The 25,827-nt window shown below is 51.0% G+C and carries 17 protein-coding genes; 12 read left to right on the top strand and 5 right to left on the bottom strand.

Annotated elements, in window-relative coordinates; translation table 11 throughout:
- The first annotated feature begins 50 nt into the window (after window positions 1-50).
- From IPM52_11390 to IPM52_11435, 10 genes are all read left to right on the top strand, one after another.
- Window positions 51-800 carry a response regulator transcription factor gene (locus IPM52_11390; protein ID MBK9292213.1) on the top strand — a complete coding sequence of 250 codons (750 nt, stop codon included), beginning with the start codon at window positions 51-53 and terminating at the stop codon, window positions 798-800.
- Window positions 801-1,024: 224 nt separating this feature from the next.
- Window positions 1,025-1,414, top strand: coding sequence for a hypothetical protein (locus IPM52_11395; GenBank protein ID MBK9292214.1), 390 nt, complete (start codon window positions 1,025-1,027; stop codon window positions 1,412-1,414).
- A 71-nt stretch (window positions 1,415-1,485) separates the two neighbouring features.
- Window positions 1,486-3,057 carry a TonB-dependent receptor gene (locus tag IPM52_11400; protein ID MBK9292215.1) on the top strand — a complete coding sequence of 524 codons (1,572 nt, stop codon included), beginning with the start codon at window positions 1,486-1,488 and terminating at the stop codon, window positions 3,055-3,057.
- Between the two features lie 2,165 nt (window positions 3,058-5,222).
- A complete protein-coding gene (locus tag IPM52_11405) occupies window positions 5,223-9,572 on the top strand; it encodes a T9SS type A sorting domain-containing protein (GenBank protein ID MBK9292216.1) in 4,350 nt (1,449 codons plus the stop codon).
- Between the two features lie 37 nt (window positions 9,573-9,609).
- Window positions 9,610-10,671: a PorV/PorQ family protein gene (locus IPM52_11410; protein MBK9292217.1), complete on the top strand. Its 1,062-nt coding sequence runs from the start codon at window positions 9,610-9,612 to the stop codon at window positions 10,669-10,671.
- Between the two features lie 98 nt (window positions 10,672-10,769).
- Complete coding sequence (greA, locus tag IPM52_11415; GenBank protein MBK9292218.1) at window positions 10,770-11,243, top strand: transcription elongation factor GreA; 474 nt, start codon at window positions 10,770-10,772, stop codon at window positions 11,241-11,243.
- An 11-nt stretch (window positions 11,244-11,254) separates the two neighbouring features.
- On the top strand, window positions 11,255-11,650 hold the full coding sequence (locus IPM52_11420; GenBank protein ID MBK9292219.1) for an HIT family protein: 396 nt from the start codon (window positions 11,255-11,257) through the stop codon (window positions 11,648-11,650).
- Between the two features lie 249 nt (window positions 11,651-11,899).
- Window positions 11,900-14,053, top strand: coding sequence for a CotH kinase family protein (locus IPM52_11425; protein ID MBK9292220.1), 2,154 nt, complete (start codon window positions 11,900-11,902; stop codon window positions 14,051-14,053).
- 132 nt (window positions 14,054-14,185) lie between these two features.
- The gene (locus IPM52_11430) at window positions 14,186-15,658 is read left to right on the top strand and encodes a hypothetical protein (protein ID MBK9292221.1); all 1,473 of its coding nucleotides are present in this window, start codon (window positions 14,186-14,188) and stop codon (window positions 15,656-15,658) included.
- A gap of 24 nt (window positions 15,659-15,682) precedes the next feature.
- Window positions 15,683-16,171: a hypothetical protein gene (locus tag IPM52_11435; GenBank protein MBK9292222.1), complete on the top strand. Its 489-nt coding sequence runs from the start codon at window positions 15,683-15,685 to the stop codon at window positions 16,169-16,171.
- Window positions 16,172-16,254: 83 nt separating this feature from the next.
- On the opposite strand, the gene IPM52_11440 is transcribed toward IPM52_11435, so the two are convergent.
- Genes IPM52_11440 through IPM52_11455 form a run of 4 tightly spaced genes read right to left on the bottom strand, consistent with a single transcriptional unit; the run spans window position 16,255 to window position 22,812 of the window.
- Complete coding sequence (locus tag IPM52_11440) at window positions 16,255-19,683, bottom strand: efflux RND transporter permease subunit (protein ID MBK9292223.1); 3,429 nt, start codon at window positions 19,681-19,683, stop codon at window positions 16,255-16,257.
- A 13-nt stretch (window positions 19,684-19,696) separates the two neighbouring features.
- Window positions 19,697-20,833, bottom strand: coding sequence for an efflux RND transporter periplasmic adaptor subunit (locus IPM52_11445; protein ID MBK9292224.1), 1,137 nt, complete (start codon window positions 20,831-20,833; stop codon window positions 19,697-19,699).
- A gap of 6 nt (window positions 20,834-20,839) precedes the next feature.
- Window positions 20,840-21,469, bottom strand: a complete 630-nt coding sequence (locus tag IPM52_11450) for a TetR/AcrR family transcriptional regulator (protein ID MBK9292225.1) — start codon at window positions 21,467-21,469, stop codon at window positions 20,840-20,842.
- A gap of 8 nt (window positions 21,470-21,477) precedes the next feature.
- Complete coding sequence (locus tag IPM52_11455) at window positions 21,478-22,812, bottom strand: TolC family protein (protein ID MBK9292226.1); 1,335 nt, start codon at window positions 22,810-22,812, stop codon at window positions 21,478-21,480.
- A gap of 312 nt (window positions 22,813-23,124) precedes the next feature.
- On the opposite strand from IPM52_11455, the gene IPM52_11460 reads away from it, so the two are divergent.
- Window positions 23,125-24,441: a 4Fe-4S dicluster domain-containing protein gene (locus IPM52_11460; GenBank protein ID MBK9292227.1), complete on the top strand. Its 1,317-nt coding sequence runs from the start codon at window positions 23,125-23,127 to the stop codon at window positions 24,439-24,441.
- 19 nt (window positions 24,442-24,460) lie between these two features.
- Window positions 24,461-25,258 carry a (Fe-S)-binding protein gene (locus IPM52_11465; GenBank protein MBK9292228.1) on the top strand — a complete coding sequence of 266 codons (798 nt, stop codon included), beginning with the start codon at window positions 24,461-24,463 and terminating at the stop codon, window positions 25,256-25,258.
- A 16-nt stretch (window positions 25,259-25,274) separates the two neighbouring features.
- Here the strand turns inward: IPM52_11465 and IPM52_11470 are convergent, their stop codons facing one another.
- Window positions 25,275-25,826, bottom strand: a complete 552-nt coding sequence (locus IPM52_11470; GenBank protein MBK9292229.1) for a CvpA family protein — start codon at window positions 25,824-25,826, stop codon at window positions 25,275-25,277.
- Between the last annotated feature and the right edge of the window lies 1 nt (window position 25,827).

Genomic DNA, 25,827 nt, shown 5'->3' on the forward strand with positions numbered 1-25,827 from the left:
TCCGTTTGTGGTTTCATTAGCTTTGCAAAGAATTGAAAGTGTAATAGCCGATGATAAGAGCAATTATCGTTGAAGATGAAGCGCGTTCGCGCGAAACGCTGAAAAGTCTGCTTGCCCGGTTTTGTCCGGATGTGATGGTGGTGGCCGAGGCCGCCGGGGTGCAGCAGGGGCGCGAAGCCATAGCAAAAAACGAGCCCGATTTGGTTTTTCTGGATATCGAAATGCCCGATGGCAGTGGTTTTCGCCTGCTCGACAGCCAGACCAAAGCGCCCTTTGATGTGGTTTTTACAACTGCTTTCGACCAGTTTGCAATAAAAGCGATCCGATACGCGGCACTCGACTACCTGCTCAAGCCTATTGTGCCCGACGAGCTGCAGGCTGCCGTGGAAAAGGTTCGTCAGAACAAAGAGCGCAAGCACAATATGCGCAAATTCGAAGTGCTCATGAACAACCTCGACACACCCCTTGTGGAGCCCAGGAAGATTGTTTTATCGACAATTGAAAAATTGCATGTTGTTGAGGTTGACCGCATTCTGCGTTGCGAATCCGATAATTACTATACCCACTTTTATTTCACCGACGGCAAGCATCTGCTTATCAGCAAAACCCTGAAAGACGTAGAAGCTTTGCTTGAAGGAGCAAATTTTGTCAGGCCCCATAAGTCGCATCTGGTCAACACACGCTTTATTCAAAATTTCAGTCGCGACGACGGCGGTTATCTCACCCTGTCAAACGGCGAAAAAATACCGGTATCACGCCGCAAAAAGGAGAAAATCCTCGAACTGTTGCACCGCTTATAGCATACTGTCGTTTTTTCGTGCATTTTAACAAGATTCTTTGCCGAATCTTGCTACTTTAGCCAACTGAGCTTAATCAACAAACTTTTTCCAATTCATATGGAAGATCTGATATATGTCCTTCTTGCATTGTTGTGGATCGTATTTTCAGTCGTAAAGGCAAGGCAAAACCAACAGCAAGGCCAACTGCCGAGAGGAGCCCCGCACCAAAGACGTCCTGGGAACAAATGCTCGAAGAATTACTTCCACCAGAAGATGAAGAAGAGGAATCGCCTTTGAAGGTGCAGCCCCTGTTTCAGCAGCGAATCCCCGCACCTGCAGAAGTTGAAGGCCCAGGTATGTTTCGCCCTACGAAGCATACAATACCCTTGATTTACGAAACAGATAACGCAATACCTGAAATCATTTCGCTCGAAGAAACCGAAGTCGTTTCGCCAGTGCTTGCATCGCGCATCAAACGGAGACCTCACTCAGATCAGGGCCACTCATTACAACCCGCAATTCCTGATCGAACTGCGCAGAGCAGTCGTTTACAACGCAATTCTGGAGCGGCCTGCCTGGTAAAAAGGCCGGAATCCCGAATTTTATTTGTTATCGGCCGACCAAGTGTTAATTAATGTGAAAATGTTTTTTATTTTTACCGACCTTAAACCATCGAACCTCAGCGTACAACACAAAATTGCATGATATGACAAAACGTTTACTGTTTGCCTTGAGCTTTCTGTTGGCAACCAATATGTTGGCTTATGCCCAACAGGGTAGGTTGCAGGGAAAAGTCTTCGAAAAAGGAACGCGCGAGCCTGTTCCCTTTGCCAACATCGTGCTCGAAAATGGCGGTACGATAGTGGGTGGGGCCACATCGGACTTCGACGGAAACTATGTGATCAACCCCATACCTCCGGGCCGGTACGACCTCAAAGCCACCTTTGTGGGATATAATCCCGTTACAGTCAGGGGTATTGTAATCACAGCCAACCAGATCACTTTCTACAACATCGAAATGGTATCCACAGCCATCGACCTGCAGACGGTGGAAGTGGTTGATTACAAAGTACCACTCATTTCGAAAGACCAGACTACCAGCGGGGCCTCAATCACAGCCGAGGAAATCAAAAAGATGCCAAACCGATCGGCTGATGCCGTTGCAGCCACAGTAGGCGGTGTGTTCTCGGCCGACGGTGAGCGCGGCAACGTGCGCGGTGCCCGTTCGGATGCCACCGCCGTTTACATCGATGGTGTTCGTGTCATCGGCAACAGTAACGTGCCTCAGTCATCCATCGAACAGGTTGACGTTATTCTGGGCGGTACACCTGCACAATATGGCGACGCCACAGGGGGTATCATCAATATCACAACCCGTGGGCCGTCACGTAAGTTTGGCGCCGGACTGGAACTCGAAACCTCCGAGCTGCTCGACCCATACGGCCACAACAGGTTGGGATTCAACATTCAGGGACCGCTAATCAAAAGCAAAAGCAAGAACACTTCGCTGCTTGGCTTTTTCATTGCTGGCGATATCAATTACGAACGCGATGGCCAGATCTCCTCAACCGGATACTGGAGAGCCACCGACGAAACCCTCCAATTCCTCAAAGAAAATCCCCTCCGGCCAACAGGTACCGGTACAGGTACCTTCCTCAACGGCGAATTTGTCCGCCTGTCGGATATGGAAAAGACCCGCCGGTCGATGAACACCCAAAACTACAACATCAACCTTTCGGGCAACCTCAACATCCGTACCACCGAAACGGTGAACCTTACTTTTGGCGGAACCTTCAACCGTGCTCATGGCAATGCTTTCGACTATTCTGCCTCATTTTTTAACTGGGATAAAAACATCGAGTACAACAACCAAACATGGCGCGTATTCGGTCGATTCACCCAACGTTTCCCCACCGCAAGCGACAGCCGCTCATTGGTTAAAAACCTCTACTACTCCATTCAGGCCGACTATACACGCCAGAATAACTCATCGGGCGATCCTTATCACTACGACAATTTATTCGATTACGGTTACCTCGGAAAATTCTCCATCTACAAGCGCAACACATTCGAAATCGGCAGCGATTCCGTCAATGGACAGTGGTACCGCAACGTTTGGGTGCTCAACAGCTGGGATTTCGACACCCTTGTTGAGTGGACCCCTTTCGATGTGAACCCGCTGATAGCCCAATTTACTACCTCCTATTACAATACCTACTCGGTCAAGCGGCCGGTCACTACCGCAACCTCGACCAGATTCAGCTGGGCGGTGGTTTGATTAACGGTCAGAACCCCGACGCTTTCTACGGGCTTTATGATGCTCCCGGGCGTAATCAGGGAGGATACAGCAAGGTTGACAACGAGCAGTTCAGCATCAATGTGGCCGGATCGATGGATATTGGTAACCACGAAATTAAACTGGGCTTCCAATACGAGCAACGCACCAACCGGAGCATCTGTTCATACGCTCCCACCGGACTGTGGAACCTGATGCGCGGCCTCACCAATTTCCACATTCGTGAGCTCGACAAGCAAAATCCTGTAACTATCGGATGGGACGGTATTGTAGACACCATAATTTACTACCGTCGCTACGATGCCAACTCTCAGCGCGTTTTCGACCGCAATCTGCGTCAGCGCCTGGGGCTCCCGGTTGACGGCCTCGACTTTATTGTTATCGATTCTTACGACTACAACAACAATACCATCGAGTATTACGACAAACTAGGTATTCGCCGAACCATTCAGGCACCTGGAAACATGTTTGATATCAGCATGTTTAGCGCCGACGAAATCCTGAACAATGGTAATTTCTATGCCAGCTACTTTGGTTTCGACTATATGGGCAACAAGCTCAAAACCCGTCCCAGCTTTGACGAGTTTTTCACCGCACGCGACGAAAACGGGGTCTTTACCCGGCCGATCGGCGCTTTCCAGCCTATTTATATGGCAGGATACCTGCAGGATAAGTTTGCCTTCCGCGACCTCATATTTAATATAGGTGTGCGTGTTGACCGTTTCGATGCCAACCAGAAAGTGCCCAAAGACCCTTACCTGCTCTACAACGCCAAAACTGCTGGTGAAGTTACTGAGATCAAAGGGCAGCCCGTGGTGCATCCGGCCGGTATCGGAAGCGATTACACCGTTTACGTAGATAAAAAAGGAGACCCGAACCGTATTGTGGGATACCGGTTCGAAAACACCTGGTTCAATGATCAGGGCGCAGTTATTCAGGACCCCAGCCAGCTGGACGTGGGTTCGGGTATCACGCCTTTCCTTACCGATTGGTCGCAGCAGGGGATCAATTCCAGTGCTTTCAAAGATTACGACCCGCAGCTCAGCGTCATGCCACGTATCTCCTTCTCATTCCCCATCTCGGATGAAGCCCTGTTCTTTGCCCACTACGATGTGCTCACCCAGCGTCCGACCAGCAACCTGTTCTCCAATCCTGCTATTTATTACTACTTCGAAAACATTGGTGGCACGATCAACAATCCTTCACTCAAACCATCACAGACCATTGACTATGAGCTTGGTTTCACCCAAAAGCTGACCAATACTTCTTCGATTACCTTCACCAGTTTCTACCGCGAGATGCGCAACATGATCCAGATTTTCAGGTTCAACGGCGCTTATCCCAAGGACTACACTTCGTTCAGCAACCTCGACTTCGGAACCGTTAAAGGGCTCACCGTGGAGTACGACCTCAGGCGTACGAACAATGCCCGTATTCGTGCCGGCTATACCCTTCAGTTTGCCAATGCAACAGGAGCTTCCACAACCACTGCGGCTTCGCTTGTGGCTGCCGGATTGCCCAACCTGCGTTCGACCATCCCTATGCCTTGGGACCGCCGTCACCAGTTCAACCTGCTGCTCGACTATCGTTACGGCTCTGGTCGTGAATACAACGGACCGCGCATCAGCCGTGAATCGAAAGGCAAAAAACCCATCAATCTGCTCGAGGATGCCGGCTTCACCCTCACCGTACTCGGTGGTTCGGGTACGCCTTACACTGCATCGCGCAATGTCAACTCGCCCCTGTCCAACATTGCCAACCTGCTTCGCGGAACCTACTTCGGTTCGCGACTGCCCTGGCAATTCAGGCTTGACCTGAGGGTTGACAAAGACTTCAACCTCAAGATTAATCAGAAAGATGGTGAGCAGATCAAGAAAGCATACCTCAACGTGTACGCCCAAGTGCTTAACCTACTCGATACACGAAACGTGTTGCGTGTTTACCCTGCAACCGGAAACCCCGACGACGACGGATACCTCTCTGCCCCCGAATGGCAACGCCAGATCAACAATCAAACGGATCCCATTGCCTTCAGGGAACTTTACTCTGTGTATGTCAATGCTCCTTTCAACTACAGTTCGCCACGTCAGATCAGGTTGGGCGTGATGTTCAACTTCTAATTTCTCCGGTATTTGTAAAAATTAACTATGAACAATAAGATGATTCAGATGAAGAATATCTATCCGGCCTTACTTGCATTCTCCTTGTTTCTGTTGTTTGCCACCCGCGCCGAAGCAAGAGAGCTGCAGGATCCCAGTGGCCTGAAATCGACCTATCCGTTAAAGCAAACTACTTCGGGCTGTGCGCCCTCGGCATCCTTCGAGTGGCTCGACATCAACAACGTCAGGGCACGAATCAACGCCGGTGGCGACATGTGGTGGGACCTCCCGGGTGGAACAGGTTCGAAGTACTTTATCCCAAAAAACGGTTCAGCAACCTCTATGTTTAGTGGGTCGCTCTGGATCGGAGGACTCGACATCAATAACCAGCTCAAATTGGCCGCTTTGCGCTACCGCCAGGTGGGCAACGACTACTGGACAGGACCTCTGACCATCGATGGTACGGCAGCCACAGATGTAGCCACCTGCGCCCAATACGACAGGCAATGGAAAATTACACGCGCAATGGTGGATGAATTCTTGTCGCATACCGACCCCGCAACCGGTGCCTTCATCCCAAGCGACGATTACACCATCCCAAAAGAAATTCTTGAATGGCCTGCACATGGCGATGTGTCAAAAAAACAAAGCTATTACCTGGCGCCATTCTACGATGTGGACGGCGATGGCGAATATAACCCCCTCGCAGGCGACTATCCCTATTACGACATTGACAACAGCCTGTGTAAAACCCGCACGCCTACCATGGACGAATCCATCGAAGGCGTCATCTGGGGATCCATCCTGGCCGACCAGGTCATCAAAGGCGACCAAACCATCTGGTGGGTGTTCAACGATAAGGGGAATTTCCATTCCGAAACAAATGGCGCTGCCATTGGAATGGAAATCAGGGCGCAGGCTTTTGCCTTTGCCACCAACGATGAGATTAACAACATGACTTTTTACAGTTATGAAATCATCAACCGTTCCACCTTTGAACTGACCAATACCTTCTTCTCTCCCTGGGTTGATACCGACCTTGGCTATGCCTACGACGACTTTGTGGGTTGCGACGTTCACCGCGGACTGGGATACTGCTACAATGGTAAGGCCGTGGATGGCAATGGCCAGCCCGAAGCCTATGGCGACCAGCCGCCGGCAATTGGTGTGGACTTCTTCCAGGGACCTTACATGGATCCACTCCCATTCGACCGTCCAAAATACCGGTTCATCACCGATCCCCAGACCGGAGACACCATCGGCCGCGAACAGCTTTGCAACGAAAGTATCAATGGTGTAAACTTCGGTGATGGGATCCCCGGCAATGAACGATTCGGGATGCGTCGCTTTGTTTACCACAACAACTGCTCCTCTGGCCCGACCTGCGACCCGAGCATTGCACCTGAATATTACAACTTCCTCCGCGGTATCTGGAAAGATGGCACCAAGATGCTTTACGGCGGCACCGCCCACATTTCCGGTGCAGGAACCGTAGGACCGGAAACCGACTTTATGTTCCCGGGCGACAGCGACCCATGCAACTGGGCTACTGGTGGCGCACCACCAAATGGTGGCTTTGGTGTGAACGGTTTCTGGTGGACCGAAGAAACAGGCAACAACGGCTCACCCAACGACCCGGGCGACCGCCGTTTCATGCAGTCGGCAGGCCCCTTCACCCTGAAACCCGGCGCAGTTAACTACATCACTGTGGGTATTCCGTGGGCCAGGGCAACCAGCGGTGGTCCGTTTGCTTCAGTTCAGCTCCTCCGTACTGTGGACGACAAATGCCAGGCCCTGTTCGACAACTGCTTCAAGGTGATCGACGGACCCAATGCCCCTGACCTCTCATTCCAGGAACTCGACCGCGAAATTATCGTGTATATCAGCAACAGCCCCTCCTCAAACAACTACCTGGAAAAATACGTAGAATACGACCCCAATATCATTCAACCCCACCCGGCCGACCCCACCAAGCGCAGCGACTCGCTCTATCGCTTCGAAGGTTATCAGATCTTCCAGCTGAAAGATGCCACTGTGGGCGTGGAAAGCCTCAAAGATCCGAGCAAGGCCCGGATCGTGGCTCAGTTCGATAAGAAAAACGGCGTGGGTAAGCTTGTGAACTATTACTTCGACGAGGCAATTGGTGCAACAGTGCCTGTAGTGGAAGTAGTAGGTGGCGACAATGGTATCCAGCATACCTTCCGCCTCACCCAGGATGCTTTCGCAAGTGGCGACGTGCGCCTGGTAAACCACAAACAATATTACTACATGGCATTGGCCTACGCCTACAACGAATATATGCCATACTCTGATAACCCCAATGTGCTGGGCGGATTGTTCGGACAAAAGTATCCATACCTGGCCGGCCGCAAAAACATTAAACTCTACACTGCCATTCCGCACAAAACTGTCAACGGTGTGGTTGCGCGGGCCAATTTCGGCGACAGCCCCGAAATTACCAGAGTTGCAGGTCACGGCAATGGCGGCCTGATCATCGACCTGAAGGAAGAAACAGTCAATGAAATTCTGAGTAAGCAACCTGCCCTTCCTGGAAATGTCTTTGGCGGTCCAAACTACCCCATCGCTTACCAGGCAAAATATCAGAAAAACCGTGGACCACTCAACGTGCGTGTCATCGATCCGCTCAACGTTGTGGGTACAGATTATGAGTTCTGGATGGACAGCCTGCGCACAATTAAACTGTTCCATGTAACCGGTGAGCCTGATATCCAGGGTGATACAGCCAGCAAACAAACGGCCCGCTGGTTCCTCAAAGACCTGACCACCGGTGAGGTATTCAAGAGCGATACCAGCATTCTGGCCAACGACGAGCAGCTGTTCCTGAGCCGTGGTATCTCGATTCAGGTAAATCAGCCTTTCAAACCCGGACCTTACAGGGTGGGTCAGAACAATTCCAACAGGGTGATGTTCAGGGTGTTGGCACCTAACAACGGATTCCTTGAGGCAACCATCAGTTATGCCGACAGCTCCCGTAGGTGGCTTGATGGCATCCGCGACAATGATGAACCCGGCTCACCCCTCAACTGGATTCGTGCGGGCACTTACAAAAGCCAGGGTTCAAGCACCGAAGACGACTGGAACATGTCGTCCGATCCTGACCGTCCATGGGACCCCAACGAAAACTGGGAAAAGATCCTCAACGGTACCTGGGCACCTTACGGGCTGGTAAGCTTTGGCAACAACTTTAGCCAGGGCGGCACACAGAGTTCTGTTGGGCCGGCTTTCAGCGAAGACAGCAAGAACCAGAGCCGCTTCGAAAATATCACCAGTGTGGACATTGTGCTCACACCCGACAAATCAAAATGGTCGCGCGCTCCGGTGCTCGAGATGCAGATCGACCGCGCCCTGGCCGAAGGTGGTGCCCACAGGTTCAGCCTGCGCCGCTCGCCATCGGTTGACAAAGAAGGTCGCCCTGCTGCCTCAATGACGATGCCGCCAAGCGATAATCCCAACGATCCGCACTACATCGGTAGCTATGGTATGGGATGGTTCCCCGGTTATGCCATAAGTGTTGAGACCGGCGAAAGGCTGAATATCATGTTTGGCGAAGACAGCTATCTGTCGCAGTACAACGGCCGCGACATGTTGTACAACCCCATGCCCCGCGACCTGAGTGTGCCCCAGGAGTTTGACCCGAACGTATTTACCACTGTTGGCCGCAGACCTGTGTTCGGAGGTATGCACTATGTATACATCATGCGTCATGATTTTTACAGATTTGCACAGCTGAATGCCGACTTCTACTCGCCTGCTTACGATGCTGGCCGCTATGCATTTACCATGCTCGATACCTTGTTCACCTCCAGGTTCCCCTTCCTGACCAACTACTTCTTCTCGCAAATCATGTATGTGGGCTTACCTATGGCAGTCAAAGGGCAGGAATGGTTGTCGAACGAGGTGCGCATCCGCATCCGCACAGCAAAACCCTATGCAAGGCATCACTCGCTGATCCCGCTCGACGAACCCACTCCAGGCGTTTACCTGAATAATGGATTCCCGATGTATCGCTTCTCGACACGCGATCTGGCCACCGAGTTCCGCAATCCTGAAAAGCTGCAAACCGATCTAGACCTGGTCAACATCGTACCCAATCCTTATTACGCCTACTCAGCCTATGAGCGAAACGCCCTCGACAACAGGGTGAAAATTACCAACCTGCCAGAAAAGTGCGTCATCACCATCTATAACATGAGTGGTACGAAGATCAGGCAGTTCAAGAAAGATGAGCCCAAGACTTCCATCGACTGGGATTTGAAAAACTTTGCCGGTGTGCCTATCGCCAGCGGAGTTTACCTGATCCATATCAAGTCCGACGACGGAGAAAGGATCATCAAATGGTTTGGTACGCTGCGTCCAATTGACCTCAACACCTTCTAAGCAAAGCAGTGAGATGCAATTAATAACACGAGAACCCATGAAAAGGCATATCAACTTCATCTTAGCACTGACAACGGCTGCAATGCTCATGCCAGCCACACTCACTGCCGGTAACAAAGACCGTTCGGGGCAAGCCGGAGCCTCCGAACTGCTCATCAACCCCTGGGCCAGAAGCACAGGCTGGGGCAATGCCGGAATGTCGCAGATCAAAGGCCTTGAAGCCATCTGGAGCAATGTAGGCGGCACAGCTTTTACCAAAAAGACTGAGCTCATCTTTGCCCACACCAATTGGCTAAAAGGTTCCGACGTCAACATCTACTCTTTCGGTTTTACCCAACGTGTAAGCGAATCGGGTGTGCTCGGTCTGGCCGTGATGTCGATGAACTTCGGCGATATTCCGATCACCACCACGGAATATCCCGACGGAGGGCTGGGAAATTTCTCGCCCAGCCTGCTCAACATCGGCATTTCTTATGGCAAGACCTTTTCGAACAGCATCCATGCCGGTTTTGTGCTCAAGATTATTTCCGAGAGCATTTCCGACGTGAGCGCCGAAGGTGTGGCCATTGATGCAGGTATCCAGTATGTGACAGGCGCCCTCGAAAACATCCATTTTGGAATCACGCTCAAAAACATCGGACCTACGATGAAATTCTCGGGCGACGGCTTGTCGCTGCGCGCTTTCATCCCGGGTCAGGAAACCCAGTTTACGCTCGAACAGCGCAAAGATGCTTTTGAGCTGCCCACCCAGCTGGTGATTGGCGCCGGATACGACTTCCTGTTCGAAAACGATTACCGCTTCACCCTTGCCGGAAACTTTACCTCGAACTCCTTCACCAAAGACCAGATTACCCTCGGCGGAGAATTCAGTATGAAAGATTACCTGATGCTTCGCGCCGGATACACCTACGAGGATGGTATTTGGGACCAGATCGAGACAAGCATGCGCACCAACGTGACCAAAGGCCTGGCCGCTGGTTTCACGGTTCAGGTGCCCCTCAACAAGGAAAGCGGCTCTTCGTTTTCGGTTGATTACTCCTACCGTTCGACAGATCACTTCAAAGGAAATCATAGCATAGGTGCCCGCATCAGCTTCTAGCTGTTGAATTCCGGCACAAAATCGCTTATCTTTGCAACGCAAAAGGCCCTTACTCTGCTAAGGGTCTTTTTTACTTAATATTTCAAATAAAAAAGACTATGTCGGAGACGAAGTATTTCACCCAAGAGGGTTTGCAACGCCTCAAGGATGAGCTGGACCACCTGATGAACAGGGAACGCCCCCGGATATCGCAGATGATTGCCGAAGCACGCGACAAGGGTGACCTTTCGGAAAATGCGGAGTATGATGCAGCCAAAGAAGCTCAGGGAATGCTTGAAATGAAGATAGCCCAGCTTCAGGAGTTGCTCATGTCGGCCCGCGTGCTCGACGAATCGAAAATGGACGTGACCAAAGTGCTGTTGCTGTCGAAGGTGAAAATCAAAAACCTCAAAAATGGCAGCACCATGACCTATACCATTGTGCCCGAAAAGGAAGCGGAGCTCAAAAGCGGAAAAATCTCGGTAAACTCGCCCATCGCCAAAGGATTGTTGGGCAAAACAGTTGGCGATAAGGTTGAGATCGATGTGCCTGCAGGAAAGATTACTTTTGAAATTGTTGAGGTATCACGCTAAAACTTAATGCCATGGCAAGTATTTTCAGCCGGATCGTAAGCGGAGAAATTCCCTGCTACAAAATTGCCGAAGACGACCACTATCTGGCGTTCCTCGATATCAATCCGCTGGCCAAAGGTCACACCCTGGTCATCCCCAAAAAGGAAACCGACTATATCTTCGATATCGAAGATGCAGAGCTTGGCGGCATGATGGTGTTTGCAAAAAAAGTGGCAAAAGCCATCGCAAAAGCTGTGCCATGCCATCGCATCGGTGTTACCGTCATCGGACTCGAGGTGCCACATGCGCACATCCACCTCATTCCGATCAACAGCATCTACGACATGGATTTCAGCAGGCCCAAACTGAAACTGAGCAAGGAAGAATTTTCCGAAATTCAGTCGGAAATTGTGAGACAACTCATTTAGGAAAGCTGGAATAAACCTCTGACATTGTATTAACTTATAGATCCGGTATAACCGCCGGATTTTTTTGTCTTAATTCCTGCAGGTTTCATGGCAGGCCGGATCGCAGATCCCTGGTTTTTTCCGCTTACTACCCCGATTTCAACGCAAGCAATAATCCCTGTGCAAAGGCCGCCATTTGTGCGTAACTTTACAACGAAACAGGAATTGACCCACTGCCCGGTCCCTTAGGCCAAAACCCGCAATAAACGAATGAAGAAAATATCATCCTGCAAAAGTAGATCACGAATACTCACCACAGGTAATGCGCGCAGATTGACAACGCCAGGCTATCGGTTGCCAGGGTTGGTTGCCCTGTATTGTTGGCTGGCAACTTCTTTTCTCACCCTGTCTTCAACGGGTGGATTCGCACAGACTTTTACCAGCAGCAACCTGCCTATCGTTATCATCAATACCGATATTGATCCCAATACAGGCCAACCGACTCCAATACCCGACGAACCCAAGGTGCCGGCCACAATGAAGATCATATACCGGCCCGATGGTTCACGCAATTATGTTTCTGATCAGAACAATCCGGCCTACCTGAACTACAACGGCCGCATTGGCATCGAAACCCGCGGCTCCACTTCGCAGTTGCTGCCAAAAAAGCCCTATGGGCTCACCACCCGTTTGGCCGATGATCAGACCAACAATAATGTTTCGATTCTGGGTATGCCAAAAGAAAACGATTGGATACTCAACGCATTGGCCTATGATCCATCGCTCATCCGCGACTTTATTTCTTACAAACTCTACGAGGAGATGGGCAACTATGCAACCCGTGGGCGCTATTGCGAGGTAATTGTCAATGGCGACTACAAAGGGCTTTATATAATCATGGAAAAAATCAAGATTGATACCGAACGCCTTAATCTCGTCAAACTCACCACAGCCGACAACAGCGAGCCTGCCGTTACCGGAGGTTATATCACCAAAGCCGATAAAACCACCGGTGGCGATCCGGTGGCCTGGACCATGCCCTGCTATTCAGGTGCCAATGCCACCGTGGCATACATTCACGACCAGCCCAAGCCCTCCGAAGTTACTTTGCAACAGCATAATTACATAAAAGGTTATTTTACTGCATTTCAGTCTGTTGCCACTTCCCAGAATACCTCGCTCATCAACGGATTCCCTGCGATGATCGATGTGCCCTCGTTCGTCGATTTCATGCTGCTCAACGAATATGCCTCAAATGTGGATGCCTATCAGTACAGTACCTTCTTTCACAAAGACAGGGGGGGCAAACTGAGGGCCGGTCCAATCTGGGACTTAAACCTCACGTACGGCAACGATCTGTTTCACTGGGGGTTCAACCGGAGCCATACCTATGTGTGGCAGCACAGCTACGAAAACATGGGGTCGAAATTTTGGAAAGACCTCTACAACAATTCCATCTTCAGGTGCTATTTGTCACGGAGGTGGGCTGAGATGTCGGCTCCCGGAAAGCCACTCAGCTTTGCGCACGTGAGCCAGCTTATAGACCAAACAGTTAACCTAATCAGCGAGGCTGCTGTGCGCGAACAACAGCGCTGGGCCACCGTAGGCAACCATCTGGAGCATATTTACAGCATGAAATCGTGGATAATGGCACGAATCAACTGGCTGAACACCAATCTGCCCAATCCTCAGGCCTGTTCCAACCCTGTTCTCCCTCAACTTGTGATCAGCCGCATTCATTACCATCCCAAGGCAGCGGGAGGCTTTGCCAAAGACGATCTTGAGTTTATAGAGATCACGAACAACAGCAGCCAGGTGGTTGACCTGACGGGAATTTACATGCGTGAGCCGGGTATAGGCTACCAGTTTCCGCCAAACAGCAGCATTGCACCTGGCGGCACAATCATGTTATCGTCGAATGCCCAGGTGTTTCAGCAGTTCTATGGGTTTGCACCATTCGGACAATACGCCCGCTATCTGTCGAACAAGTCATACAAAATCGTGCTTGCGGATGCCTGGGGCAATGTAATCGACGAAGTGCACTATTTCGACAGCGCACCCTGGCCGCCTGAGGCCGACGGCAACGGGCCGCATTTAAAACTTATCGATCTGAATCTCGACAACAGCCTTCCCGAAAACTGGATTGCCAGCAACGAACAGCTGGTTGGCATTGTTTCGCCCCAGGCTGTGGTCCGCATCCGTGTTGCGCCAAATCCTGCGGGCGGACAGGTATTGGTGCAGAGCGACCAGCCGATTACGAGGCTTGAACTGTTCGACCTGAGCGGACGCTTGCTGCTGCGCAATGCCGTGAATCTGGAAAACGAAACGGTGCTCGACCTGCGCGCTTTTCAGCCCCAGATCTTTATTCTGAAAGTGACCGCCTCATCCGGAGCCACCATTTCGCATCGGATTGTTGCACTGTGACATAGCTGATCCAATAGCGAATTATACCGCTGATAAAATATCTCCTCCGAGAATTTCTTGCTGCCGGACTGCAAGCTGGGTTTTCTGGCATGGTTTTGGTTTTTCTGTTGTTGAACTAATAACCCCAAAGCCATGAAAAAGCTTGTAATCATCGCCTTAACCATCTTGGTAACCGCAGGAACATTGTGGGCACGCAGGCCTGCTGATCAAAGGGAGTATCTCGGACTTCCGGGCGATAATCTGAATCTATATGCAGTATTGAAACTCTTTCAGGAGTCCGAAACCCTCGAGGCTTTCGAAAGGGGTTTGAACGATCCGGACCGGATGATCAACAACCTTGATCTGAACGGCGACAACTATGTGGATTACATCATGGTGATGCATTATCCTGATGGCAATGTGCACAACATCGTGCTCAGGGTAGCGCTAAACAAGCGTGAGTACCAGGATGTGGCAGTGATTACGGTAGAAAACCTCCGCAATGGTGCAGTTCAGCTGCAGATCATTGGTGATGAGGCGCTTTACGGGCCGAACTATATCATTGAACCCAACTATGGCGAAACGCCCAATCCCGGCTATATGGTTAACACCTACAGGCGCCACAACAACAAAAAGGTGAAAGTGGTTACTACCACCTATTATGAAGTAGCCAGCTGGCCGGTGATCGTTTACATCAACCGCCCGGGTTATGTGGTGTGGCGTTCGTCCTGGTCGTGGGGTTATTATCCCGACTACTGGAGGCCCTGGACGCCTCACTACTGGCACTTCTATTACGGTTATCATTACAACTGGTTCGGGCATTATTATGTGTACTACCGGCCATACGACCACATTCGCTGCAGGCATTACCGGGTAAATTACTATACAACCATCCGGCACACATCGCCTACAGTGATTGTAAACGTGAACAAAGGCGTTTACAAGCAAACATACAGCAGGCCTGAATTGCGCAGCGAAGGCGAGCGGCTCTACAGCCACCGGGCCAGCATGTCGGGGGGAACCATGCCGCCACAGCGGGCCGACCGTAGCCAGGATGTTGCTCCGAGGCCTGCCACAACCGGAAGCGAGCGGGGTGTTAGGCAGCAGGACGAACGCATGGGACGTGGCACTTCCACCGAGCGTCCGGTACGTGAGGCAGAACGTGCCGGCCGGTCATCGGATGTGCGGCCAGAGCGCAGCCAATCGGTTGAACGGCCTTCGCGGCAGGCAGAAGAGGTGAGGCCGGCCGTAAGGCAGACGCCCCAGGTGCGTCAGGAGCGCGAAGTGCGCCAGGGCACACCGGTGCAAAGGCCAGCCAACGAAGTGCGCCGCAGCGAAAACGGCAGGAACGACCGCTCACCTTCAGGGGTGTGGGCCGGACCTTCGAGGGTAGAACGCAGCACAGCACCCAAAACCGACCAACAGGTGCGGCAGGTGCGCACCCAACCTGCTGAGCGTAGCTCCGGAACAAACGTGCGCTCAAACCGCACGGAACAGCAAAACAGAAAGCAGGACAACGTGAGCACACGCTCCGAAAGGAGCCAAAACAACCGCAACGAGGAAAGCCAGGGCAGAAGCAGCAACCGCAGCGAACGCAGCGCACGCAACATCGAAAACCCCAGATAACAGGACAATAACACCTTGGAGACCATGAAAAATTTCGTTCTTTACTTGCTTCTGATCGTTGGCCTGGCTTCCTGTCAGAAACACGACAACGAACTGAGTGTGAGCACAGATGCCCGGTTGGCCGCGTCGCTTCGCAAGAGCAGCCAAAGCCTGAACATCAGTGGCAACAAGCTAATGCTGAGCACATACCTTTGGCGCGATTTTATGCCAATGATCGAAGGATCGGGCGAGGGCAGCAGGCTTTTAGGCGTGATCCGGCTCGCTGATACCGTCGAAGCGGCCTTGCCACAGCAAATTCGACTGGTGCGTCTTTACGTGATAAAAGGTAATGAAGTGTGGCAAACGGGTTTCAGCGAATCTTCGATGAGCAACAGCTTTACCATCGAAGGGGTGGTGCGGAATGGACCGTTCTGGGGTCCGAATATCGAGGTGGATGTGGTGCTTGAATTTGAGATCAGCGGCAGGATGCACCGGATAATGGCAAAAAAGCAAACCATTCATCGCACTGATTAAGCAGAGAACTGTGATTTGAGATTTCAATAAAAGCGAAAACGGGCAGCACTGGTCAGGCTGCCCGTTTTCATTTTGAAGGCGTGCTATTTTGTATCCCGGGCTGCAAAAGCGTTTTTTACTTTAATCTTGACCAGATAAAGCGCATGATACATCGAAGGCACGAGCACCAGGGTGAGGAAAGTGGCAAAACTCAAACCAAAGATGACGGTCCACGACATGGGGCTCCAGAACAGGGCATTATCCCCACCGAAATAGATTTTTGGGTCGAAGTTTTCGAACAGGCTCAAAAAGTCGATATTGATGCCAATGGCGAGAGGGAAAAGACCCAGAATGGTGGTGATGGCGGTGAGCAAGACCGGTCGCAGACGGGTACGGCCTGCTTCGACGATGCGCTCGAGCGATTCTTCGCGCGGAAGATCGTCGGTGATTTTGAGGCCCAGTTCCAGCTTGCGCTTGTTGCGCAGCAGATTGATATAGTCAATTAGCACAATACCGTTGTTCACTACCACGCCAGCAAGCGAAACAATGCCAATACCGGTCATAATCACCACAAACTCCATACGAAAGGTGGCCAGGCCGCCAAACACCCCAATCGTGCTGAGCAGCACTGTTGTCATGATGATGAAAGGTTTGATGACCGAGTTGAATTGCCCTACCAGAATGAGCAGGATAATTGCAATGGCGATGAGCAGGGCATTGATCAGAAAGCCCATCGACTCGGCCTGCTCCTGTTGCTCGCCGGTAAAGGCGTAGCGATAACCGTCGGGGAAATCGTAGCTGTCGATCACATTGCGGATCTGGTTGTTGATTTCTGTGGGGTTGTACCCTTCGAGAACATTCGAATAAATGGTGATGACGCGTTCGCGGTTGATGCGGTTGATGGCCCCGTAGGTGGAGGTGAGTTGCACATCGGCCACAGCCGAGATGGGTACTTTCACAATGCGGCCGCTGGCCTGGTCGCGGAAAGTGATGCTTTGGTTGAGCAGGGTGGCAAGGTTGTAGCGATATTCGTCTTTCATGCGCACCTGAATGGGGTAATCGTCTTCGCCAACTTTGAAGTTGGATACTTCGGAGCCAAACAATGCAGTGCGTATGGTGCTGGCTACCTGGCCTGTGGACAGCCCAAACCTGCGTGCGCGCTCGCGGTCGATGTGAACCAGAAGCTCAGGTTTACCCAGGTCGAGGTCGATTTGCAGACCTTCGATGCCGCGGATGCCCGAATTTTCGATCAAGGTAGTGAGCGTGTCGGTAATGCTGAGCAGTTTGTTGAAGTCGCGGCCGCTCACCTCAATATTGATAGGTTTACCCACGGGCGGACCTTCGTTTTGTTTCTCAACCGAGATCTGCATGCCGGGATAACGACCGATGAGGCTGTCGCCCAGGCGCTTGAGAATGTTTGCGGTGCTGATGCCGCCACGATCTTCAAAGTTTTCGAATGTCACGGTAATCATTGCGCGGTTTGGGCCGCCTCCTCGACCACTGAATCCCTCATTTTCCGATACAGCGCCTTTGCCGACATTGGTTAGCACCGATTTCACAATATGCCGCTCTGGTTCAATAAGCTCATAAACCCTGTCTTCGACGGTGCGTATTGCTGAATCTGTAAATCTGATATCTGTGCCCAGCGGAAGTTCGACCAGCACATTGATGTACTTGGGCTCACCCGAAGGGAAGAAAATGACTTTTGGGTTGGTACCGAAATAGAAACCCGTGGCCAAAACAAGCAGTACAAAGGTGGCCAGGATGACATAATAGGAATTTCGACCCCTGAGCGCAAGGCGCAAGGTGGCCAGATAGGCTTTTTCGAGCCATGTGAGGAAAACCTGTTGGAACCATAAGGCTAAACGATTAAGAAACAGTAAGTTTGCCAGGCCAATTAAGGCAAAGATGACCAGCAGGCTTCCCGGAGTGTTGTTCCCGGCCACAAAAAATGGCACTGCCAGCAAAAGCATGGCACCAGCCACAATGAGACTTTTTCTGGTATTGGGTTTTTCGCTGGGGTCCTCGTTTTTGAAAAAGCGCTGCATAATGACCGGCACAAGCACCAGTGCAGTAAACAGTGAGGAGGTGAGCGTGATGATCAGCGTCAGGGGCAGGTATTTCATGAACTCTCCGATGATACTTTCCCAGAAGAGCAGCGGAAAAAATGCTGCCAGTGTGGTGGCAGTGGACGAGATGATGGGCACCGCAATTTCGCCCACGGCTTCGCGGGCTGCCTGAGCTATGGGTTTGCCTTCCTCCACAAAGCGATAGATGTTTTCGACCACTACGATGGCGTTGTCCACCAGCATACCCAGGGCAAGAATGAGGCTGAACAGCACAATCATATTGATTTGATAATCAAGCAGCCCCATCACCACAAACGAAATGAACATCGAGAGCGGAATACTGATGCCCACAAAGACGGCATTGCGGGTACCCATGAAGAAAAACAGTACAAAAACCACGAAGATGATTCCCATGATCATGCTGTTTTCGAGGTTGCTGAGCTGCAGCTTGATTTGTTCGCTCTGGTCGTTGGTGAGGGTCAGGCGCAGGTTGGAAGGCAGCAGGTTTTCGTTGCGCGCCCTTTCGATCAGGCGGAAAATTTTATCGGTGGCATTGAGCAGGTTTTCACCGCTTTTTTTCACTACCTGAAGGCTGACTACAGGCTGGTGATCGAGGCGGGCGAAACTATCTGGTTCTTCAAAACCAAACTCCACGTCGGCCACATCGCGCAGATAGACAATATGTTGGTCTTCATGTTTTATGATAATGTTTTCTATCTCGCGCACATCGGTAAATTCGCCGCTGATGCGCAAGGCGCGCCGGATGCCCCCCGTGAGCAGTTCGCCCCCCGACATTGACATGTTCTCGTTTCTGATAGCCGACTCAATATCGTTGAAGCTCAAATCAACAGCCTGAAGCTTGTAGGGGTCAACCATGACCTTCACTTCTCTGTCGGTGATGCCGGTAATTTCGACTTTCGAAATCTCGGGAAAAGACTCGATCTCGTCTTCCAGGAGTTCGGCAAAACCTTTCAACTCGTTAATGCTGAAATCGCCGGATAGGTTGATGTTGATGATGGGGAATTCGGAAAAGTCGATGTCCGACACCATGGGGTCGTCGGGCAGGTCGTCGGGCAGGTTGCTTTTTGCCTTGTCCACTGCGTCTTTTACATCTTGCAGGGCAGTTTTGATATCCACATCGGTGTTGAATTCCACAAAAATGCTCGATGCATCCTGGCTCGACAGCGAGGTCATCTTTTTGATGCCTTTCACCGATTCGATTTCTTTTTCGAGTTCGCGGGTGATCAGGTTCTCGATATCAAGGGGTGGGTTGCCGGGATAGATGGTTTGTACCATCACCGTGGGGATGACGATATCCGGAAAGAGTTCTTTTGGAAGCGAGCGGTAGGTGAAGAGGCCAAATGAACCAAGGATGAGGATGAGCAGAAAGATTGTATTGGCATTTTTGAGCGCCCAGGTGGTTGGCCCAAAATTGCGGATGAGCTGTTCGTTGTTGTTTTCCATGGTAATAAACGCTTTAGCTTGCCATTTGCGATACCACACGCAGGAGGCTTCCATCGCTCACGCGGTTGAATCCCTCTACAATAATCTGGTCACCAGCTTGCAATCCTTCGGAAATGCGGCTGCTGTCGAGATACAGCCGATCGGTATTTATGTAGCGTTTGCGGGCAAAGCGTTGCCCGTTTTCTTCGCTTGCCACATAGAGGTATTTCCCCTTCAGGTCCTCACGAATGAGGCGTGAGGGCACCACTATGCTGTTTTCGGCAGTGAAGTCGTTGATGTCGATCACAGCCACCATATTGGGTTTGAGCAAGAGGTCAGGATTAGTTACCTGTATCTCAATCTCGAAAGTGCGGTTGTTTTTGTTTACAATGTTTCCCACACGCGAGATGTTTGCCGTGATTTGCATGTCGGGATAGGCGGCAAAACGCATAATTACCGGTTCGCCCACGCGTATGGCTCCGGCATGGCTTTCGGAGATGTCGGCCTTGACCAGCAAGGGGTTCAGGCTAACCACATACATCAATTGCACCCCGGGCATGGCCAGTTCGCCTTTTTTCTGATTGATTTTTTCAACCACACCGTCGATAGGTGACCTTACGATGGCCATATCAAGCTGTGCTTCAAGCGTTTTGAGCCGGTCTTCAAGGGCACTCAGGTTGTTTTTTGCCTGAAGATATTGCAGTTCCGATCCGATCTTTTGTTCCCAGAGCCTTTTCTGGCGTTCGAAAACATCGCGGGCCAGCTGCAGTTGGGTTTTTACCTCAGCAATGTTGCCTGCAATCACATCGGTATTGAGTCGGGCCAATACCTGACCCCGGCTGACACGCTGACCTTCAACCACACTGATTTCCCTGATCTGACCGCTCATCTCAGGGCTGATAAAGGCTTCGCGCATGGGGACAACTGTGCCGCTGGCCTGGAAAAAGTGCCTGAAAACCGTGGGTTCAATGGTTTTGGTCACCACCGGCACTTCTGCCATGCGGGTTTCGCCAAGACCTGATTGTTTCAGCGCTTCAATTTTGGCGTTGAGTTCGGCTTGTTGCTTCAAATAGTTTTCGAGTTGTTTTTCGGCGTCCTTGCCGTTGTTGCCGTTGCTGCAGGAGAGCAATATGGCCGCAAAGGAAAAAGCAATGATGAGTTTGTATTTCATTGGATATTAGTTATTTGATTCAAAAAAATCGGGATAGTTCTGTTTGATAAACTGTAGTCCGGCTTCCGAAAGGATGCCAAATAAATGGTAGCGGTAGGTTTCGATGAAAAAAGCCTCGGAATAAAGCTCCTCGGTTGTTACCATGTCGGTATGCATGAGGTTTTCCATCCTGAGCACAAAGAGTTTTGCGATGATGTTTTCGTTGAGGTTGCTGCGGTAAAAGCCTTCGGCTTTCCCTTTCCTGAGGTTGTTGAGCATAATCTCGTGCATCTGGGCGCGGGTGCGGTCGCGTAGTCTCTTGTAGATATTCGGGAAGTAGCGTTGCAGATCGTATTCAAGCACAGGATTGTGGTTTCGCACATTGACGCTTGCGTGCCGGTAGAGGGCAAACATTTCGTCGATGGCATTGAGGTTTTGCTGCTCGATGTTTTTCATCGAACAATAGTCGGCCTCAATAAGGTGATTCATCGAAACCTCCACCAGCTGGTTTTTGTCGTCAAAGTGTTGGTAAAGTGTCTTTTTCGACATGCCCATATGCCGGGCAAGGTCGTCCATGCTCACGCTTTTGATGCCAAAGCGCCTGAACACTTCCACTGCATGAACGATGATTTCCTGGCTGCGATTGTCGTTGTTCATGGTGTTATTCAGGGTTTTGCCAGCAATGTTTCCAGTTCGGTGGCTTTGTTAAGCAGGTCGAGGGTTGCATTGATGTATTGGGTTTGTGCATTGAGGTATTGGTTGTGGGTGTTGAGCACATCGAGGCTCGAAGCAAGTCCTTCGGTATATTTTACGCTGGTGCGGTAGTAGATTTTTTCGGCTGTGGCTTTATTTCTTCTCGTATTTTCGGTGGTGCGCAGCGCATTGCCGAAGGCGTTTTGCGAGGTTTGAAATTGAAGGCCAAGGTTGTTGCGCAAGGAGGCTTCGGCCACTTTCATGGCATCGAGCTGCAACTGAGCCTGTCGCACACGTGCTGCCCGCTCGCCGCTGCTCCACAAGGGGATGTTGAGCGACAGGCCCCAAACGGAGCTGAAATACCACCGGCCTTTGCTGTCGAAAAAGTCCCACTCCGGCCGCTGGGCATTGGTCTGGGCATTAAAAAATGCCGAAAGTGTGGGCAGATAGGCGCTTTTCTGAAGTTTGAGCTGCAGCCCGGCCAACTGTTCCTGGTTTTTGAGCAGTTGATAATCAATGTTTTCGTTGATCATGAACTCCTGGCTGATCAGCTGTTCGCTGGCAAAACGTGCAACGAGATCGTCGAGCTTGTCGGTCAGATGTACCGGGGTTTGTGGATCGATGCCGAGGTGAAACTTCAGCAGGTTTTCAGCGATTTTTACCTGACTCAGGACATTGTTGCGTGCAGTCTCCAGTTCGTCAACCATCAGCAAAAGCTGGTCAAGGTCGGTTTCCTCGCCAAAGCCGGTTTCCACAATGATGCGGGTTTGGCGGGCAAGGTCGCGGGTGATGCTAAGCGTTGAATCGATTACCCTCAGGTTTTCGTAGGTGGCCAGTACCAGGGCATAGGCATCTTTGATGTTTTTGGTCACCCCGATGCGAGTTTTGACAAGGTTTTTTTCACTTTGCCTCAGGAAAGCCTGCGACGACTGCAGCGCCACAATGTAGCTGCCGCTGAACAGCAGCTGATTAAGTGTCAGGCCTGCGGTGCTGCTGTATCGGGTGCCGAATCGTACGGCCACCGGTTCGTCCTGACCAAGAAAAGCTCCCGGAAGCAGGGTGGTGGGCAAACTCACATTGTCGTTGTAGCTGATGTTGGCATTGGCTTGCGGTAAACCCGTGGCAGTGGTTTCGCGCACTTTCTGCCGTGCCGACTCAACTTCTATTCCCGCCTGCTGAAGGCTGTAGTTGTGCTTCAGTCCCTGTGCGATCGCCTCATCCAGGCTCAGGCGCAGCTCCTGCTGGGCTGACACCCCGATTGCTGAAAATAACAAGGCGAGCGCAAATAACAAGTTTTTGTGCGTCATTTTTTTTGTGTTGAACAGGTTGTTTAGTATGATGGGCATTTAACACCAAGGAAACCTGAAATGTTCTGAAAGTTTCCAAAGTTTAGGTTAAGAAGTGTTAAAATCCTCAAGAAATTTTCTTTAAAACCACGCATGAGCACAGGATTGTAATTTGTACACAGCCTAAATAATCATGCAAATAACAGTAAAACAGGTAGATAACCTCGGTTTCCGAATGCGTTGGCGTAATTCCGGAGAGGTCTGGGCAGTAACCTAATTTCCGGGCTTCGTTAAAAAAACATAATATTGCATTGACTCCAAAACCTCATCGTCATGCTCAAGCAAATTCTGTTTGGAATATCGCTGCTTGTCACACTGGGTGTTTTTGCCTACACCATGCGGCAGTTGTTTTATAATTTTCGTTTTACAAAGCCCAAAAAGCTCACCGACTTTGGTCAGAGGCTGCTGGTCACCTTTAAGGTGGCCATTCTGCAAAGCAAGATCATGCGCTTTCCTTTTGCCGGCGTTTTACATGCGCTGGTTTTCTGGGGATTTATCGTGATTTTGTTTGGCAGCATCGAGATGGTGTTCGACGGGCTGGCAGGCACCGAGCGGATGTTTTCGTTTCTGGGCGGGTTTTACGATTTTCTCACCGGAGCGGGAGATGTTTTTGCCTTTATCATACTGATTAGCATTCTCATCTTTCTGGCCCGCAGGTTGTTTTTCAGGGTTCAGCGTTTTTACGGGGTCGAAATGAAGCCGGTTTCCAAAGCCGATGCCAATCTTGCCCTGAGTTTTATTCTGCTCCTGATGGTGAGCCTGCTTGGAATGAATACTTTTTATCTGCTTGATGCCTCTGCGGCAGGTCGTCCGCTTGTCGGCAACTATCCTGTGAGCGAACGGATTGCAACATTGTTTCAGGGCATGAGTCCGGAACAGCTGCATTTCTGGCACGAGTTCAACTGGTGGTTTCATATCCTCTTGATTTTTGTGTTTGCCAATGTGCTGCCCTATTCCAAGCATTTTCATGTGTTCATGTCGGTGCCCAATGTGTTTGTGAGCCGTATTGAGCCTTTGGGTGTGGTTGACAATATGGACAGCATTACCCGCGAGGTGAAGCTCATGCTCGATCCCTCGCTGGCTGCCGATGCTCCGGCTGATGCGCCTCCTTCGCGTTTTGGAGTGGCTGACGCAGAGGATGTGACATGGGTCAACTACATGAACGCCCTCTCGTGCACCGAGTGCGGCCGATGCACAGCAGTTTGTCCGGCCAATATCACCGGAAAACTGCTCTCGCCCCGCAAGATCATGATGGATTTGCGGGCAAGAATGAAAGAAAAAGGCCCCGGACTGGCAAAGAACGGATTGCAGTACGACGATGGCAAGGCATTGATTGGCAGCTATATCAGCGAAGAAGAACTCTGGGCCTGCACCATGTGCAATGCCTGTGCTATGGAATGTCCGGTCAATATTCACCAGCCCTCGCTGATCCTCGATATGCGCCGGTACCTGGTGCTCGAAAAGTCGGCAGCCCCCGGCGGACTCAACGCCGCTTTCACCAATATTGAAAACAACGGGGCGCCCTGGCAGTTTTCGCCTTACGACAGGTTGAAATGGGCCGAAGACCTCAGTATGAACAACATTGACTAACAAAGAAAACGAAGCCGACATGGACAACAAGATCAACATAAAGGTGCCTGTGATGGCCGAAGTAGTTTCAGCAGGGCACCAGCCTGAATGGCTCTTCTGGGTAGGATCGGCCGGAGCATTCGACGATCGTTACCGCAAGGTGACACGCGAATTTGTCAAACTGCTTACTTACCTGAAGGTGGATTATGCCGTGCTGGGAACAGAAGAAAGCGACAGCGGCGATGTGGCCCGGCGTGCAGGCAACGAGATGCTTTTTCAGATGCAGGCACTCACCAACATACAGCTGCTCAATGGCTATGGGGTGAAAAAGATTGTGACCTGCTGCCCGCACGACTACAACACGCTCAAACACGAGTATCCGGTGCTTGGGGGCAAGTACGAAGTGTGGCATCACAGCCAGTTCCTGCAGAAATTTATTGACGAGGGTCGCATCAAAGTTAAAAGCACCCCATTTGAGGGCAAGACCATCGTTTTTCATGATCCGTGCTATCTCGGAAGGGCCAACAACGAATACGAAGCGCCCCGGGCGGTGCTCGACATCCTGCCGGTGGCTAAAGTAGAGATGAAGCGCAACCGCAGCAAAGCCTTATGTTGTGGAGCAGGCGGAGGGCAGATGTTTAAAGAAGCTGAGAAGGGTCACAAGGAAGTCTTCATCGAGCGCACGGAGGAGGCGATAGCCACCGGAGCCGATATCATTGCCACGGCCTGCCCTTTCTGCATGGTGATGATGAGCGACGGCATCAAATACAAAAATCAGGAAGAGCGGATGAAGAATTACGACATTGCCGAGTTGCTTAGCCTGAGCCTGGGGCTTTAACTTATTTTATTGTAAATCAGATGATAACCGTTTCGGAGGCAGCGTTATCATCTTTTTCATCTTCCTCCGGACGCAGGTTTTCGGGTATGTACTTTTCTGCCCCGGTGCGTTTGAGTACCAGTGGGGCAAAGGCTTCGATGCGCGGATAAAGCATTGAGCTTTGTCGCCTTTCTGACGGGATGAGGTGATCGGAAATCTTCAAAAAGTTGAGCAGCATGATTAGCAGGCTCAGGATCAGTGCGCCCTTGAGCAGGCCAAACAAAGCTCCGGTGAGACGATTGAAAAAGCCCAGCATCAGACTTTCGGTGAATTTTTCAATCAGTTTTCCTAATCCTATGATAAGCATCATCACCAGGATCAGGGTAACGATGAAGGCCAGAATGGAAAGAAATCGCCCGCCGATTCCCATAATTTCAGTCAGGAACTCGGCTGTGATGCCCGAGAAGTAGTAGGCAGCCACAAAGCCAAGCAACAAAGCAAGCAAGGAGGTCACCTCAGAGATGAGCCCGTTGCGGTAGCCACCTATTGCACTGAGGGCAAGCAAGATAAATATTATGGTGTCGATCATG

It is taken from the genome of Bacteroidota bacterium (assembly GCA_016715945.1).
Taxonomy (GTDB): Bacteria; Bacteroidota; Bacteroidia; order Bacteroidales; family F082; genus JALNZU01.